Annotated in this window: 13 protein-coding genes and 1 tRNA gene; 6 read left to right on the top strand and 8 right to left on the bottom strand. The window is 30.3% G+C overall.

Going from position 1 to position 14,876, the window contains the following annotated elements; genetic code table 11:
• The first annotated feature begins 79 nt into the window (after nt 1–79).
• From AABM47_RS01885 to AABM47_RS01865, 5 genes are all read left to right on the top strand, one after another.
• Nucleotides 80–619, top strand: a complete 540-nt coding sequence (locus AABM47_RS01885) for an ATP-binding protein (protein WP_338409226.1) — start codon at nt 80–82, stop codon at nt 617–619.
• A gap of 41 nt (nt 620–660) precedes the next feature.
• Complete coding sequence (locus AABM47_RS01880) at nt 661–2,550, top strand: ATP-dependent DNA helicase RecQ (protein ID WP_338409225.1); 1,890 nt, start codon at nt 661–663, stop codon at nt 2,548–2,550.
• Nucleotides 2,547–3,494, top strand: a complete 948-nt coding sequence (fmt, locus tag AABM47_RS01875; RefSeq protein WP_338409224.1) for a methionyl-tRNA formyltransferase — start codon at nt 2,547–2,549, stop codon at nt 3,492–3,494. The genes AABM47_RS01880 and fmt overlap by 4 nt, the downstream gene beginning before the upstream one ends.
• 166 nt (nt 3,495–3,660) lie before the next feature.
• Nucleotides 3,661–3,936 carry an HU family DNA-binding protein gene (locus tag AABM47_RS01870; protein WP_338409223.1) on the top strand — a complete coding sequence of 92 codons (276 nt, stop codon included), beginning with the start codon at nt 3,661–3,663 and terminating at the stop codon, nt 3,934–3,936.
• A gap of 111 nt (nt 3,937–4,047) precedes the next feature.
• Nucleotides 4,048–4,602, top strand: a complete 555-nt coding sequence (locus AABM47_RS01865; protein WP_338409222.1) for a YqgE/AlgH family protein — start codon at nt 4,048–4,050, stop codon at nt 4,600–4,602.
• A 23-nt stretch (nt 4,603–4,625) separates the two neighbouring features.
• Here AABM47_RS01865 and AABM47_RS01860 read toward each other — a convergent pair whose 3' ends face one another.
• Both AABM47_RS01860 and AABM47_RS01855 read right to left on the bottom strand, forming a co-directional pair.
• Nucleotides 4,626–5,462, bottom strand: coding sequence for an aminotransferase class IV (locus tag AABM47_RS01860; protein WP_338409221.1), 837 nt, complete (start codon nt 5,460–5,462; stop codon nt 4,626–4,628).
• Between the two features lie 49 nt (nt 5,463–5,511).
• Entirely contained in the window at nt 5,512–5,904 is a 393-nt protein-coding gene (locus AABM47_RS01855; RefSeq protein WP_338409220.1) for an START-like domain-containing protein, read from the bottom strand.
• Nucleotides 5,905–6,047: 143 nt separating this feature from the next.
• Here AABM47_RS01855 and AABM47_RS01850 point away from each other — a divergent pair.
• Nucleotides 6,048–6,121, top strand: a tRNA-Met gene (locus tag AABM47_RS01850).
• Nucleotides 6,122–6,239: 118 nt separating this feature from the next.
• Here the strand turns inward: AABM47_RS01850 and AABM47_RS01845 are convergent.
• The 6 genes from AABM47_RS01845 to hisS all read right to left on the bottom strand — a co-directional run bounded on the left by AABM47_RS01845 (nt 6,240) and on the right by hisS (nt 14,756).
• Complete coding sequence (locus AABM47_RS01845) at nt 6,240–7,418, bottom strand: TolC family protein (RefSeq protein ID WP_338409219.1); 1,179 nt, start codon at nt 7,416–7,418, stop codon at nt 6,240–6,242.
• Nucleotides 7,408–10,503: an efflux RND transporter permease subunit gene (locus AABM47_RS01840; RefSeq protein WP_338409218.1), complete on the bottom strand. Its 3,096-nt coding sequence runs from the start codon at nt 10,501–10,503 to the stop codon at nt 7,408–7,410. The genes AABM47_RS01845 and AABM47_RS01840 overlap by 11 nt, the downstream gene beginning before the upstream one ends.
• A 10-nt stretch (nt 10,504–10,513) precedes the next feature.
• Nucleotides 10,514–12,010, bottom strand: coding sequence for an efflux RND transporter periplasmic adaptor subunit (locus AABM47_RS01835; protein WP_338409217.1), 1,497 nt, complete (start codon nt 12,008–12,010; stop codon nt 10,514–10,516).
• A gap of 59 nt (nt 12,011–12,069) precedes the next feature.
• Nucleotides 12,070–12,279 carry a hypothetical protein gene (locus tag AABM47_RS01830; protein ID WP_338409216.1) on the bottom strand — a complete coding sequence of 70 codons (210 nt, stop codon included), beginning with the start codon at nt 12,277–12,279 and terminating at the stop codon, nt 12,070–12,072.
• A gap of 124 nt (nt 12,280–12,403) precedes the next feature.
• Nucleotides 12,404–12,781, bottom strand: a complete 378-nt coding sequence (locus AABM47_RS01825) for a hypothetical protein (protein WP_338409215.1) — start codon at nt 12,779–12,781, stop codon at nt 12,404–12,406.
• A 601-nt stretch (nt 12,782–13,382) separates the two neighbouring features.
• Entirely contained in the window at nt 13,383–14,756 is a 1,374-nt protein-coding gene (gene hisS / locus AABM47_RS01820) for a histidine--tRNA ligase (protein ID WP_338409214.1), read from the bottom strand.
• Nucleotides 14,757–14,876: the final 120 nt, after the last annotated feature.

The raw sequence follows: 14,876 nt of genomic DNA, 5'->3' as shown, positions 1-14,876 counted from the left end.
TAAAAGTAAGTAACTTATAATTTTTTAATCGTGTATGTTTTTTAAAAAATAAACTATTTTTGTAACTTATTTCAAAGCAATGAATAAGCAAATCATACTTCTTATTGGAGGTCCTAGCTCTGGCAAAAGCACATTAATAGAACAATTAAAACAAACTGGCTATGTTTGTTATCCCGAGATATCGAGACAAGTTATCATAGAAGCACAACAACAAGGAATTGACCAATTGTTTTTAGAACAACCCTTACTTTTTAGTGAATTATTATTAAAAAGCAGAATAAAGCAATATAATTTGGCCCAAGGAGAAAATGCAAATTTAATTTTTATTGATAGAGGCATACCTGATGTTATTGCCTACATGGACTATATTGGCAACCCTGTTCCAGCCTTTTTTGATGATGCCTGCAAAACACATATATATTCTAAAATATTTATTTTACCCATTTGGAAAAAAATTTACGTTAGTGATAGTGAACGTTATGAATCCTATGAGCAGGCAATCTTAATTCAAAAACATTTAATAAAAACTTATAAAAAATATGGCTATGAGCTAATTGATGTTCCAAAAGATACTGTTGAAAACAGATTGCAATTTATAATAGAAAATTTAAATTTTTAAATAACATTTGTATTTTTATACTTTTTTATAACTAAATCTAAATGTCTAAAGCCTTACAAATTCTTCAAAAATATTGGAAACACGATGCCTTTAGAGATCCTCAAGAGCAAATTATAAATGCTGTTTTGGAAGGTAAAGACACATTTGTTTTATTACCAACTGGTGGAGGAAAATCGATTTGTTATCAAATTCCAGGAATACTTTTAGATGGTATTTGTTTGGTTATTTCTCCCTTGATTGCATTGATGAAAGATCAGGTAGAAAATCTTCAAAAAAAAGACATAAAAGCCATTGCATTAGTTGGTGGTATATCACAAAACGAAATCATTGATGTTTTAGACAATTGCCAATTTGGAAATTATAAATTTTTATACCTTTCACCAGAAAGACTACAACAAGATTGGATTGTGGATAGACTTAAAGAATTAAAAATATCTTTAATTGCAATTGACGAAGCTCATTGTGTGAGCCAATGGGGTCACGATTTTAGACCAGCATACTTAAAAATATCAAAGCTTAAAGAAGATTTTCCTGCGATACCATTTTTAGCTTTAACCGCCTCGGCTACAGCAAAAGTTCAAGATGACCTAATTAAACAATTGGCTTTACAAGATCCTAAGATATTTAAAAAATCGTTTGAACGTAAAAACATAGCTTATCATGTAATTAAAACAGAAAATAAACTCTCCAAAATTAAACAAACGCTTAGTCGCAATTCAGAGTCTTCTATAATTTATGTAAGCAATAGAAAAGCATGTATAGATATGTCGAGTCAATTGAACCATTTGGGATTTGGCTCAACTTATTATCACGGAGGATTATCACATAAAGAAAAAGAAAAAAACAGATTGCTTTGGATGGAAAACAAAGTTCAAGTTATTGTGGCTACCAACGCTTTTGGAATGGGTATTGACAAACCAGATGTTAAAACGATTATTCATGTTCATTTGCCTCAAAATTTAGAAAATTATTATCAAGAAGTAGGTCGATCTGGTCGAAACGGTAAAAAAGCATTTGGTATTTTATTAACCAGTTCTTCCGATATTATTTCAGCGAAATCTCAATTTATTTCGATTTTACCAGACACTTCTTTTCTCAAAAATGTTTATATTAAACTCAACAATTACTTTCAAATTGCTTATGGCGATGGCTATAACGATAATTTTTCTTTTAACCTTAATCATTTTTGTTCGCAATATCAGTTTCCAATTTTAAAAACATACAACAGTATTCGGTTTTTAGACAGACAAGGGATTATTACTTTGCAAAATTTATTTTCAGAAAAAATTTATTTGCAATTTATTATCCCAAGCAAAGAAGTGATTCGATATATGAGTTTAAACACACACGATGAAGAAATAATTGCAAGTATATTAAGAACGTATACTGGGGTTTTTGAAATGGAAACTGCAATAAATCCTATTTTAATAGCAAAAAAATCAAACACCACAGAAAAAAATGTTTTAGAAGCAATTTACAAAATGCATCAAAGCAATGTGATTCATTTAAAAATTCACACTAATGATAGTAATATTACATTTAATGAAGCTCGAGAAGATGAATTAACGATTAATAGAGTTCGGAAATTTTTAGAAACACAAAATCAACAAAAAGAAGAAAAATTTAAAAAAATAGTAGACTATATTGAAAATGTTAGCATTTGCAAAAACAAGTTACTTCTCACCTACTTCAATCAAGAAACTATATTAGATTGTGGCATTTGCTCTACATGTATTTTGAAAAACAAAAAAAACAACATAAATTTAGTACACCAAGTAGCAGCATTACTTCAATTAGAACCTTATTCATCTTTGGAAATTGAAAATAAACTTTCTATAACTACCGAAGAAACTATCTTTGCATTGCAGGAACTATTAGAGCAAAATAAAATTTTAATCCACTCAAATAATAAATATTTTTTTAAACAATGAAAAAACTAAAAATAGTATTCATGGGAACACCTGACTTTGCAGTTGGAATTCTAGATACCATTAATAAAAATAAATATGAAATTGCAGCTGTAATTACAGCTCCAGACAAACCTTCTGGACGTGGACAAAAAGTTAGCATCAGCGCTGTAAAAGCTTATGCTTTGGCAAACAACTTGCACATATTACAACCCATTAATTTAAAAAACGAAGATTTTTTATCTGAATTAAAAAGCTTAAACGCAAATTTACAAATAGTTGTTGCATTTAGAATGCTTCCTGATGCCGTTTGGAAGATGCCTAAATTAGGAACTTTTAATTTACATGCATCCTTGTTGCCTGAATATCGAGGTGCAGCACCTATTAATTGGGCGATAATAAATGGAGAACTAAAAACAGGAGTAACTACATTTTTTATAGATGATAAAATTGATACCGGTGCCATTATATTAAAAAAGACTACAGAAATTGGTACTACAGAAATAGTTGGACAGCTTCACGATAGATTAATGCTACTAGGTAGTACAGCAGTTTTAGAAACCTTATCGTTAATTGAAAATGAAAAAGCTACGCCAAGCATACAAACTGAATCAAAGGTCTTAAAAACGGCCTACAAACTCAATAAAGACAATTGCAAAATTGATTGGTCAAAAACTGGAGCTGAAATATATAATTTAATTAGAGGTTTAAATCCATATCCGGCAGCTTGGACCTATTTTATTGATGGAGAAAACAAAATGAATGTTAAATTATTTGACGTTGCTTTCACAGAACAAAAACACCTATTTGAAGCAGGCAAAATAGTGGTTACAAAAAAAGAAATTTGGATTTATACTTTAGATGGTTATATGGATGTAAAAGCCCTACAAATGCCAGGAAAAAGAAAAATGGATGCTAAGGAATTGTTAAATGGCTGGAATTTTTCTGATGAAATTAAAGTAAATTGAAGTCAAAAAACCAATAAACACACTAAATCAGGCTTGGTTTATTAACATTTACTAGAATTTATTAACATTATTGCACAAAACGTAAGCAAATACTTGCGCCGTTGGGAGATACTGCTAAATTTGTAAGAAGTAAAATTAAGTATAACCAAATATTAAAAACAGAATTATGAACAAATCAGAATTAATTGATGCAATGGCAGCAAGTGCTGGTATCACAAAAGCAGCAGCTAAATTAGCATTGGAGTCATTTTTAGAAAATGTTGAAGGAACTTTAGCTAAAGGCGGAAGAGTTTCATTAGTAGGTTTTGGATCATGGTCAGTATCTAACAGAGCTGCAAGAGATGGGAGAAATCCTCAAACTGGAAAAACTATAAAAATTGCTGCTAAAAATGTAGTGAAATTTAAAGCAGGGTCAGATTTAGAAGGATCTGTAAACAAATAATAATGTTTCAGACTTAAAACTTAACCTCTCCCTAGTGAGAGGTTTTTTTTTACATGTATTTTAATCATTTATAAAATTATTTTTTTTAACTTTAATTAATAATACAAGCTTATGAATAAAATAAAAAAAGGACAACTATTAGTTTCAGAGCCTGCTTTAATTGGCGAAAACACTTTTAACAGATCTGTTGTTTTATTAGCAGCATATTCAAATGATGGTGTCGTGGGTTTTATACTCAACAAACCTCTTTTGTATTCAATACATGATTTACTTCCAGAAATAAATTCAAATTTTACTATTTATGATGGAGGGCCTGTTGAACAAGATAATTTATATTTTGTCCATACTGTTCCTTTAAAAATAAAAAACAGTTTAGAAATTTCAAATGGTCTTTTTTGGGGTGGAGATTTTGAATTATTAAAAGTTTTACTAAACGAAAATCAAATATCAAAAACCGAAATACGCTTTTTTCTTGGATACAGCGGTTGGAGTAAGGGCCAACTAGAAATGGAATGTGACCAAAAAAACTGGCTTATAATAGACAATAAAGAACATACAACTCTTTTTTCAAAACCTGCAAAGAAATTTTGGAAAGAAAAAATTGAAGCACAAGGCGGAGACTATATTTTATTTTCTAATGCACCCGAAAATCCAATATTGAATTAAAATAAATTTAATTTAAACTTTTTTTAGACTTTAAAAGTTAGATTTAACTTGTCTATTAATTGCTTTGAAACGTTAGTTTCAAAAATCTTTTTTCTATATTTTGTAATCGGCTGAATGCCTTTTATTACATTAGAAATAAACAACTCATCTGATTTTTGCAAATCAAAAGGAGAAATTGGTTTTTCTAAACATTCAAAACCATCTGTTTTATTTATTAACCCTATTATTTGTTTTCTCATAACACCATTTAAACAACCTTCAGAAATTGGTGGTGTAATGATTGTGTTATTCATTTTCATAAAAACGTTTCCGTTGAGAGCTTCAACTACATTTTTATCATCATTTATTAAAAAACAATTGTCATAATCGTTTTCTTTTGCAAAAATACTACCTGTAATATGGATCATTTTATTAGTAGTCTTTAATGTAGAAAGCAAATGCTTAGAAACATAAAAATCTTTATACAATTCAACTTCATAGGCAGCGTTTGAATACAAATAGGACTTTAATTTTAAAGATTGCGCTTGTATTATAAAGTGAATATCATTTGTGTTTGGCAAATATAAACCGCCAGAATTTCTATAAACACTCAAACGTACTCTAGCAGAATTACTAATTTGCAATGAATTGGTTAAAGATAGTATTTGATCTTCAAAATATTCAAAAGTAAAATTCATAGGAATCTCCATTCGACAAATACGCATTGATGCCATAAGTCTAAAATAATGGTCTTCAGCAAATAATACATTTCCATCTACCATTTTTATGGTTTCAAAAATAGCATCTCCAAAAAGAAATCCTCTGTTATTTTCGATTAAATGATTGCTTGAATCTAATATAGTTCCGTTAAAATTTATCATAAAAAAATCCCGATTAAAATCGGGACAAATATACCTTTTATATTTATTATTATACTGATCCTAATACATGTTTAAGATCAGAAATTTGATTTTCCCACAATAATTTAGATTCTTCAACTTCATCCTCGTCAGCAAAATCAACAATTACTATAGATACATCTTTAGTAATTTCGTCAACCATTAATTTTATTTCAAAATAGTACTCGGTTTCTGAATTATCGTAATTTAACCACTTAAATTTTATTCTTTCATCTGCCTTTTTAGACATCAATTTTGCTTTTTCTTCACTATCTTCCCATATAAAAGTAAAAAACTCACCTCTTGAGTTTACATTGTCTGCAAACCATTCAGACAAACCTGACGGAGTTGATATATAAGGATATAACAATTGTGGTGAAGACTTTATTGGAAACTCTATTTCATATTTTACTTTAACTTCCATCTATATAATTTAATTTTTTTCGAATATATAATAATTCTATTGAAATAAAAACTAAAAACAGAAAATAATTTTTAATAAAACATTTGAATTCGAAGCAAATAATTATATATTTGCACCCGCATTGAGAAAATGCTAAACCTTTTGGCGAGGTAGCTCAGTCGGTTAGAGCGCAGGATTCATAACCCTGAGGTCACGGGTTCAATTCCCGTCTTCGCTACAAAAAAAAACCTTAAACAACAACTGTTTAGGGTTTTTTTTTATTGTTTAAAACTCTATAAAAATCAAAAACCTCTTTAGCATGGAGCGAGAAAACAAAGTAATGAATTTGTTAAATACTAAAACTGATACTTCAGCAAAGTAGCTACAACTTCATAATATTCTTTTTCAATTTTAAGAAAAGAATTATAAGAGTCATTATAATAGTTCAATTCCACAAAGTATTCCAAAACGGATATTTGACCAGCTGCTAAAGCTTTATCCAAAAGCGGCATAGGTGCAACAGATTGATATATATATTGATACTCATCCAAAATACTTTTCAAACTTTCATAGCGACCATACAATTGCTTAATTTCATAATAATGTTCGTTAGTATGGTCTGTTAAAACACTTTCAGCAAAAGTCATTTTAGCCTTTTGAAGCTTTACGGTGTTTCTACTTTCCCAAAGGGGTAACGAAATACCAGTATGAATTCCGTTATAGGTTTGTCCCAAAATACCTTGATAATGATACCCAACTTCCATTTTTGGCAAAGCCATAGCCTTACTTACATCCATTTGTTTTTGAGCAATTACTTTTTCTAGCTCTAACTTTTTTTTGAGATAATCATGTGCATCAATTTCCTTTTCTAATGTTTCAAAATCAGGAATCACAGGAATATCAAAATAAGCAACATCAGTAATAACAAGAGCATTACCACCATTCAAACTTGTCAATTGTTCATTAAGTTTAGCAACAGCAGAAGCATTGTCTTGAAACTGTTTTTTAATTTCAAGCAACTGTATTTCGGCTTTGTTTATATCTAAAATAGTACCATCACCAACTTCCAATTTCTTTTTAAAATGAGCTAACCATTTTGCAGTAGCTTCTTTCCTTTTAGTTAAGGGAAGTTGTAATTTGTTTCGATAAACCAATTCAATACAAACTTTTTTAGCTTCAAACAACAAGGTTTGATTAGCCGCTTTTAATTCAAAATCAGCTTGATTAGTCAATTCTTTTGCTAATTGATTTTTCTTTCCATAAACGGTTGGAAAATCAAAAGATTGTGTAATAACAATATCCGTTTGATTTCCTGCATTTGCAGGAGTACCTTGCAAATAGTCATACTCTACCGTTGGGTTATACAAAGAATTTCCAGTTTTATACTGTACTTTCTGTGCATTCCAATAGTTAGTATTCGCTTGTATGGTCTTGTTGTTTTTGGCAATCTCGGTTAATGCTTTATCAATAGTTGATTGAGCAGTAATAGTACCAAACGACAAAAGGACAAAACCAAGTAGTATGTTATATTTCATTTGTTGCTTTTTTACGATTAGACAAATAATACACTACAGGAACAATAAAAATGTTCAATAATGTAGAAGTAAATAAACCACCTAAAATAACTTTTGCCATCGGACTCTGAATTTCATTTCCTGGCATATCACTAGCTATAGCTAAGGGTATCAAAGCTAATCCTGCCGTTAGTGCAGTCATTAAAATAGGACTTAATCTATCTTTTGAACCTTGAATTACGGTTTCATAAAGTGCTAATCCTTCTTTTTCCAATGTTTCATAATGCGATACCAATAGAATTCCGTTTCGTGTAGCCACTCCAAAAAGTGTAATAAAACCTATAATAGCAGGAATACTCAAAATACCACTGGTAAAATAAATACTAAACACACCACCAATTAAGGCTAAAGGAAGATTTAACAAAATGATAGAAGCAGTTTTTACTTTTTTAAATTCTTGGTACAGAATTAAGAATATAGCCAATAAGGATATAAACGAGGTTAAAACCAATGTTTTTGAAGCTTCAGCTTCGGCTTCAAATTGTCCACCATATTCAATATGATATTCTTCTGGTAATTGTACTTCGTTATTTATGATTTTCTGAATATCAGCCACAACGCTTTTTTGGTCACGACCAGAAACATTAGCAGAAACCACTGTTTTACGTTGCACGTTTTCACGATTGATTGTGTTTGGTCCAGATGTGCTAACAATATCTGCAACATAGTATAAAGGAATTTTTTTACCAACATGCGTATCAATCATCGCATTTTTAATGTGCTCCATTTTACCTCTATTAGCATCGTCAAATCGAAGAATTAAATCAAACGTTTTGTTACCTTCATAAATTTCAGATACTTTTTCTCCTGCAAAAGCAACATCGACAAACTCATTAAATTGACCAATGGTAATACCATAATGATTTAAAATATCTCGTTTTGCCTTAATCTGAATTTGTGGAATTTCTACTTGCTGCTCTACGCTCAAATCTACCAATCCTTCTACATTCTGAATTTTAGTTTTAATTTCGTTTGAAAGCGTAAACAATTTATTCAAATCAGAACCAAAAATTTTAATAGCAATATTCGCTCTCGTACCAGATAACATGTGGTCAATTCTATGCCCAATAGGTTGTCCAATAGTAATATTAGCACCAGTAACTCCTGCCAATTTTTTACGAACATCAGCCATAAATTTCACTCGGTCTCTTTCTTCTAAAACAAAAGGTGCTTCTACCTCTGATGAATTTACACCTTGTGCATGTTCATCCAGTTCTGCTCTTCCTGTTCTTCGAGTAGTAATTTTTATTTCAGGAACAGATAGCAATGCTCTTTCCACTTGCGTGCCTATTTTATTACTTTCCTCTAAAGAAATTCCAGGTAAACTGACCGCACTAACGACTAACGAACCTTCATTAAATTCAGGCAAAAAACTTCTACCTAACTGACTCATTACTAATAAAGCAACTAAAAATAATACACCAGCACTAATAAGTACTGCTTTTTTCATTTTCATTACTCTTTGCAAAGCATTGGAATAACCTTTTTGCAAATGTTCAACCAGCCAACTTTCCTTGTGCTGTTTTAAAAGCATTTTGTCACTAGTTAATAAGTAACTTGCTAAAACGGGGGTAAGTGTAATAGAGACAATCAATGAAGCAAACAAGGCAACTATAAAAGCTATTCCAAGTGGTGCTAACAATTTGCCTTCCATTCCAGATAAAAAGAATAAAGGCAAAAAGGCAACAATGATAATAAAGGTTGCATTAATAACCGAACTTCTAATTTCAAACGAACCGTCAAAAATAACGGTGATTTTATCTTTCTGTTCTGTTTTAGGTTTTAACGCATTTTCTTTGAGTCGTTTAAATACGTTTTCTACATCTATTATGGCATCATCTACCAAATCACCAATAGCAATAGCCATACCTCCTAAACTCATTGTATTGATAGTGAAACCAAGCCATTTTAAAGTTAATATGGCAACAATTAACGAAATAGGAATAGCTAATAAGGATATAAAAGTCGCTCTCCAATTCATTAAAAATAAAAACAGAATAATAATAACAAATGCTGTTCCTTCCAACAATGTTTTCTTAATATTGCTGATAGATGCATTGATAAAATCTGCCTGACGAAAAATTTTTGTATTAACCTTAACATCGCTTGGGATATTTTTTTGAATATCAGCAATGGATGCGTCTATTTTTTCGGTTAATTCTAATGTATTAATACCTGGTTGTTTTGCAATTGCCAATACTATAGCTGGTTTTCCATTGTTTGAAGCATCTCCAATTTTAGGAGCTGCACCAATTTTAATTTCGGCTACATCTTCAATTTTAATTGGGTTTCCATTTTGGATTTTTATAATTGACTTTCCAATTTCTTTTATATCATTAGTTCTACCAATACCTTTAACAATATATTCATTATGGTATTCATTCAAAAAACCACCAGACGAATTACCATTAGAATCTTCACTTGCTTTCAATAATTCATTTAAAGAAACATTGTAGTAACTCATTTTTTGAGAAGAAGCCAATATTTGATATTGTTTATATTCTCCACCAATAACTGTTACTTGTGCAACTCCACCAATTGCAAGAAGTCTTGGTCTAATAGTCCAATCTGCAATGGTTCGTAACTCTATTTGACTAGTTGAATCCGCAGACAAACTAACGTACATGATTTCCCCCATAATACTTGATTGGGGCGCCATTGTAGGATTACCAACACCTTGTGGTAATTTTTCAGATACTGCTATTATTTTTTCATTTACAATTTGTCTTGCCCTAAAAATATCAGTATCCCATTCAAACTCTACCCACACAATAGAAATTCCTGCGGAAGAGGAAGAACGAACTCGTCTTACATTCGTTGCACCATTTACTGAAGTTTCTAACGGAAATGTAACTAGTTTTTCTACTTCTTCTGGAGCCATACCATGTGCTTCTGTAAGTATTACAACCGTTGGAGCGGTTAAATCAGGAAATACATCCACTTCCATTTTAGAAGCGACAACACTACCAAAAATTAACAGTAAAATGGATGCTATCACTACAAAAAATCGATTGTGTAATGAAAATTTAATTATTTTATTTAGCATAAGTTATAGATTAATGTTCGTGTCCGTGAGCAGGCAAAGTGCCTGATGCACTAGATAATTTTATTTGATAACCACCTTTTGTAACTACTCTTTCACCTTGTGTTATCCCTGACAAAACTTGCACATTTACACCATCGCTAGCACCTAATTTTACTTCTCTTTTTTGAAAGCTTTCACCGCCTGTTTGCACATAAACATAAAACAATCCTTGTTCTTCAATTAAGGAAGTTGTAGGGATTATCAAGGCATCTGGTATAGCAGTAGATTTTAGATAAACTTCCACAATTGAACCAGCTATAAAATTTCTCGTATTATTAATTTCAAAAGTTACAGGAATATAAGGAGTTGAGGCAGAAGTACTCTTTCCATAAGAAACAATTTTACCATTTAATTCTACAGTATTGTAAACTACATCATTTTGTGGTGTTTTAAAATTAGCAGAACGAATACTAGATAAACTACTAAAATTATTTTGAGATACATTAGCTTGTAATAGTAAATTCTTGTTTTTTGAAATAGTGGCTAATGGTGTTCCAAAAGATACATATTGTCCTTCCGTTACCAATACATTTTTAACAAAACCAGATATTGGAGAAAGTACATTCTGACCTTTAGTAGTATAGTTTTTTGATACTGTATTATAAGCAGTTTGAGCATTATCAAATTGTAATTTCACATGTTGATGGTCTCTTTCCGAAACAATTTTATCTGCTACCAATAATTTCGAACGCTCATAATCGGCTTTGGCTTTTAAATAATTGGTTTTAGCTTCTTTAACTGAAGCATCAATATTACTTTCTGTCATATCAGCACCAGTAATAGTAAAGAGTAAACTCCCTGAAGTTACAGAAGAACCAACAATAGTATTTTTACCAGAGAAAACAACCACACCACTTGCTTTTGCGGTGACTATCCTTTCATCTCCAGGTGCAGAAAGAAGTTGACCGCTTGTTTTGATAACAGCATTAAAATTTTGTTTTGTTACTGCCGTATTGGCAAATTCAACTTTCCATGCTTGTTCTTTTAAATAGGAAATATCCCCACTTTCTAAATGTTCAGGTTGCTTGGCTAAAGCTGTTTTTTCATCAGGATTAACCACTACATTTTGTATGGTAATTTTTTCCGTATATTCTTTAGTTACAATATCAAAAACTAAAGTTCCTGTTCCAGCAGTTTCGGGTGCTAGAACCAATCGGAATATACCAGGAGAACTTGGAGCAGCAACTGAATTTTTAATACCATTACTTCCAACAATCAAACTTACTGTAATTTTTGCATCGGTTAAAGCTTTAAAATTTTCACCCAAAATAGTAAAATGAGCAGCAAAATTTGATGTGCTACCAACAACCAAAGGTTTAAACTCTACAAACAATTCAGTATGTGCTGTATAAAGTGTATAGGCTAATGGTTCAAGGGAAGAAGCATTACTAGCTTGCTCCTTATTATTGCAACTTGTAAATCCTATCATAAAGAAAACAAGAAGCGTTATGTTTTTTATTATTTTCATATATATAAAAGTAAAATTAGATGTCTGTAAAAAAATAAATATATAAGCATCTAATAAGATTAATGTTCGTGTTTTTCTCCATTTTTATGTTCATGATCGTATGCTTCTTTTGCAGCAACACTATCATTCGAAACTGTAAATTTTTCTTGATTTACCGTTTGGTCTGCATGACTCACATGTACTTGCCCATCTTCATGTTGATGAGTTCCATTCATATAGTTATGCCCGTGTTTGATTCTTTTTTTTTCATTACATGCAGTAAAAAGCATAGCGATAACTGTTATTGAAAGTAATAATTTTTTCATTTTTTTGTTTTTAAAAATTAAGATATATGAAAATAACTTATAGCTTAGAAATGGCAATAAGAGTCTTGTAATTCAAATATTGAATAATTTAGATAAAAAGTGTGGGTGGCCCTCGAAATTGTAAGGAATGTAAGTGGGGAGAAATAAAGACATGCGAATCTTTATTTTGAATCACCTCTTTTTTAAAATAAAACCCAATTGAATTGGTAAAAGATAAAATTCCTTGAACTAAAACAATTGAATCAGGAACTTTTTTATTGGTTTTTACAGTATCTTCTATATGATTATTCGAAAAAAAATCACAAGAATGATTAAGATGACAAAAGAAATGTGACAACGTGTTATCTTCAGAACCTTCATTATGATGATGGTGCTCCTCTACATGAGTATGAAGAAACAAGCTATGTCCTAAATAAAGAGAACTAGCCAAAACAAGAAATAATATAGATACTGATTTCTTAAACATCTTTACAAATGTAGGGAAAAAAATATTGAAAATAGTTTTTACTATTATATAAATACAGCGTGAGGTAAGGAAACTAAAAGCTTTAAAATTGATTTTTAAACATTCATGTATCCTAAAAATAAAGGATTACTGTGTTTATAATTGATTTTTACAACCCTGGTTCCCGTCTTCGCTACAAATGTTAAAATCATAATATCTAGATTTATAAAGGATTAATTTTTAATCCTTTATTTATGGCTTATTTTTTCGAAAAAATATTTTTATACTTTATCGCATTTTTAAATATTAGACGTAAAAAACAAAATTTATCCAATTTTGATTAAATTAATTAACAAAAAAAGAGTTTTAAGCCACGTTAACGATAAAAAATTGCATTTTAACGATTTTTTAAATAAATTTAAGTACATTTCTTCAACAAATGTGTAAATATTAAAAAACATTTAGTTATATTTGTACTATAATTACAATAAGGAGTTAGGGGACTTTATTGTTTAATTTATAATAAAAAATTGAAATTTTAATTTTGATTTTTATTAGGAGTTTGTATGTTTATTATAAATCCAACCTAACGGTTGGATTTATTTTTTAGTACACCTCAAAATTATTTATTTAATTCTTCAGCAAGTTTTTCTAAGCTTAATTTTATTTGTTCTCCTGACTTTAAGTTTTTTAGTATAAACTCTTGTGTATTCATTTCATGATCACCAACTAAAACAGCGAAAGGAATGCCTCTTTTATCTGCATATTGAAATTGCTTAGCAATCTTTGCATTATCAGGATACAATTCAACTTTTATATTATTAGACCTTAGTTTAGTTATAGCCTTCATGCTGTATAAAGCTTCTTTATTTCCAAAATTTATAAACATAGCTTTTGAAGTTGACAAAACAGTTTTAGGAAATAAGTTTAATTCTTCGATTACTAATGCAATTCGGTCTAAACCAAAAGAAATACCCACACCGCTCATGTTTTTTAATCCAAAAATCCCTGTCAAATCGTCATATCTTCCACCTCCACCAATTGAACCCATGGCAACTTCTTTTGGTGCTGTAACTTCAAAAATGGAACCTGTATAGTAATTTAGTCCACGAGCTAAAGTAACATCTAAATCTAATGACGCTGTTTGCAATCCTAAATCTTGAACAGCAGAGCAAATAAACTTCAATTCTTCTACTCCTTTCTTTCCTTCTTCAGAAGATGCTAGCAAATGAGATAGTTTTTCAATTTTTTGCTGAACTGTTCCCGTTAAATTAAATAATGGTTGAACCTTTTCTATAGCTATTTCAGAAATACCTTTTTCTAACATTTCCTTTTTAACACCATCTTCGCCAATTTTATCTAACTTATCTAAAGCAACAGTAAAATCAATTAATTTATCTGATGCACCAATCACCTCAGCAATACCTGATAATATTTTTCGGTTGTTAATCTTAATTATTGTTTTATGTAATCCTAGTTGACTAAAGACACTATCATATAATTGAATCAACTCTATTTCTTGCCATAAAGATGTTGAACCTACAACATCAGCATCACATTGAAAAAACTCTCTAAAGCGTCCTTTTTGAGGCCGGTCTGCTCTCCAAACGGGTTGTATTTGATATCTTTTAAATGGAAAGTCAATTTCGTTTTGATGTTGCACCACGTACCTAGCAAATGGAACTGTTAAATCGTAACGCAATGCTTTTTCAGAAATTTTAGCACTTAACTTTTTGTAGTTAATAGCCTCTAAATCGTCCGAAGAAACTTTATCTAAATAATCACCAGAGTTTAATATCTTAAAAATCAATCGGTCGCCTTCTTCGCCATATTTACCCATTAAGGTATCTGAATTCTCAAACGAAGGCGTTTCTATAGGTTGGAAACCAAAATTTTCAAAATTTGATTTTATAACATCAAAAATATAATTACGCTTAGCTACTTCTGTAGGTGAAAAATCTCTTGTTCCTTTTGGAATACTGGGTTTTTTTGACATATTATTGAATTCTAGAGTTATTAGGTTTTTCAGATTATTGAGCTTCAAAAACAAAATTAATCCTTATTCTTTTGCAAATATCTTACTTTTAATAGAATTTAAAGAATTGTAAACTAAATT

The sequence above is a fragment of the uncultured Flavobacterium sp. genome (assembly GCF_963925415.1).
Lineage (GTDB): Bacteria > Bacteroidota > Bacteroidia > Flavobacteriales > Flavobacteriaceae > Flavobacterium.
This window is presented reverse-complemented; position numbering and strand designations above follow the sequence as displayed.

Bases quoted from the DNA above. Each gene is read 5' to 3' on its own strand.
- AABM47_RS01865 (WP_338409222.1), top strand. From the start codon at position 4,048: ATGAATAAAATAAAAAAAGGACAACTATTAGTTTCAGAGCCTGCTTTA.
- hisS (WP_338409214.1), bottom strand. From the start codon at position 14,756: ATGTCAAAAAAACCCAGTATTCCAAAAGGAACAAGAGATTTTTCACCT.
- fmt (WP_338409224.1), top strand. From the start codon at position 2,547: ATGAAAAAACTAAAAATAGTATTCATGGGAACACCTGACTTTGCAGTT.
- AABM47_RS01830 (WP_338409216.1), bottom strand. From the start codon at position 12,279: ATGCTTTTTACTGCATGTAATGAAAAAAAAAGAATCAAACACGGGCAT.
- AABM47_RS01840 (WP_338409218.1), bottom strand. From the start codon at position 10,503: ATGCTAAATAAAATAATTAAATTTTCATTACACAATCGATTTTTTGTA.
- AABM47_RS01835 (WP_338409217.1), bottom strand. From the start codon at position 12,010: ATGAAAATAATAAAAAACATAACGCTTCTTGTTTTCTTTATGATAGGA.
- AABM47_RS01845 (WP_338409219.1), bottom strand. From the start codon at position 7,418: ATGAAATATAACATACTACTTGGTTTTGTCCTTTTGTCGTTTGGTACT.
- AABM47_RS01825 (WP_338409215.1), bottom strand. From the start codon at position 12,781: ATGTTTAAGAAATCAGTATCTATATTATTTCTTGTTTTGGCTAGTTCT.
- AABM47_RS01860 (WP_338409221.1), bottom strand. From the start codon at position 5,462: ATGATAAATTTTAACGGAACTATATTAGATTCAAGCAATCATTTAATC.
- AABM47_RS01885 (WP_338409226.1), top strand. From the start codon at position 80: ATGAATAAGCAAATCATACTTCTTATTGGAGGTCCTAGCTCTGGCAAA.
- AABM47_RS01855 (WP_338409220.1), bottom strand. From the start codon at position 5,904: ATGGAAGTTAAAGTAAAATATGAAATAGAGTTTCCAATAAAGTCTTCA.
- AABM47_RS01880 (WP_338409225.1), top strand. From the start codon at position 661: ATGTCTAAAGCCTTACAAATTCTTCAAAAATATTGGAAACACGATGCC.
- AABM47_RS01870 (WP_338409223.1), top strand. From the start codon at position 3,661: ATGAACAAATCAGAATTAATTGATGCAATGGCAGCAAGTGCTGGTATC.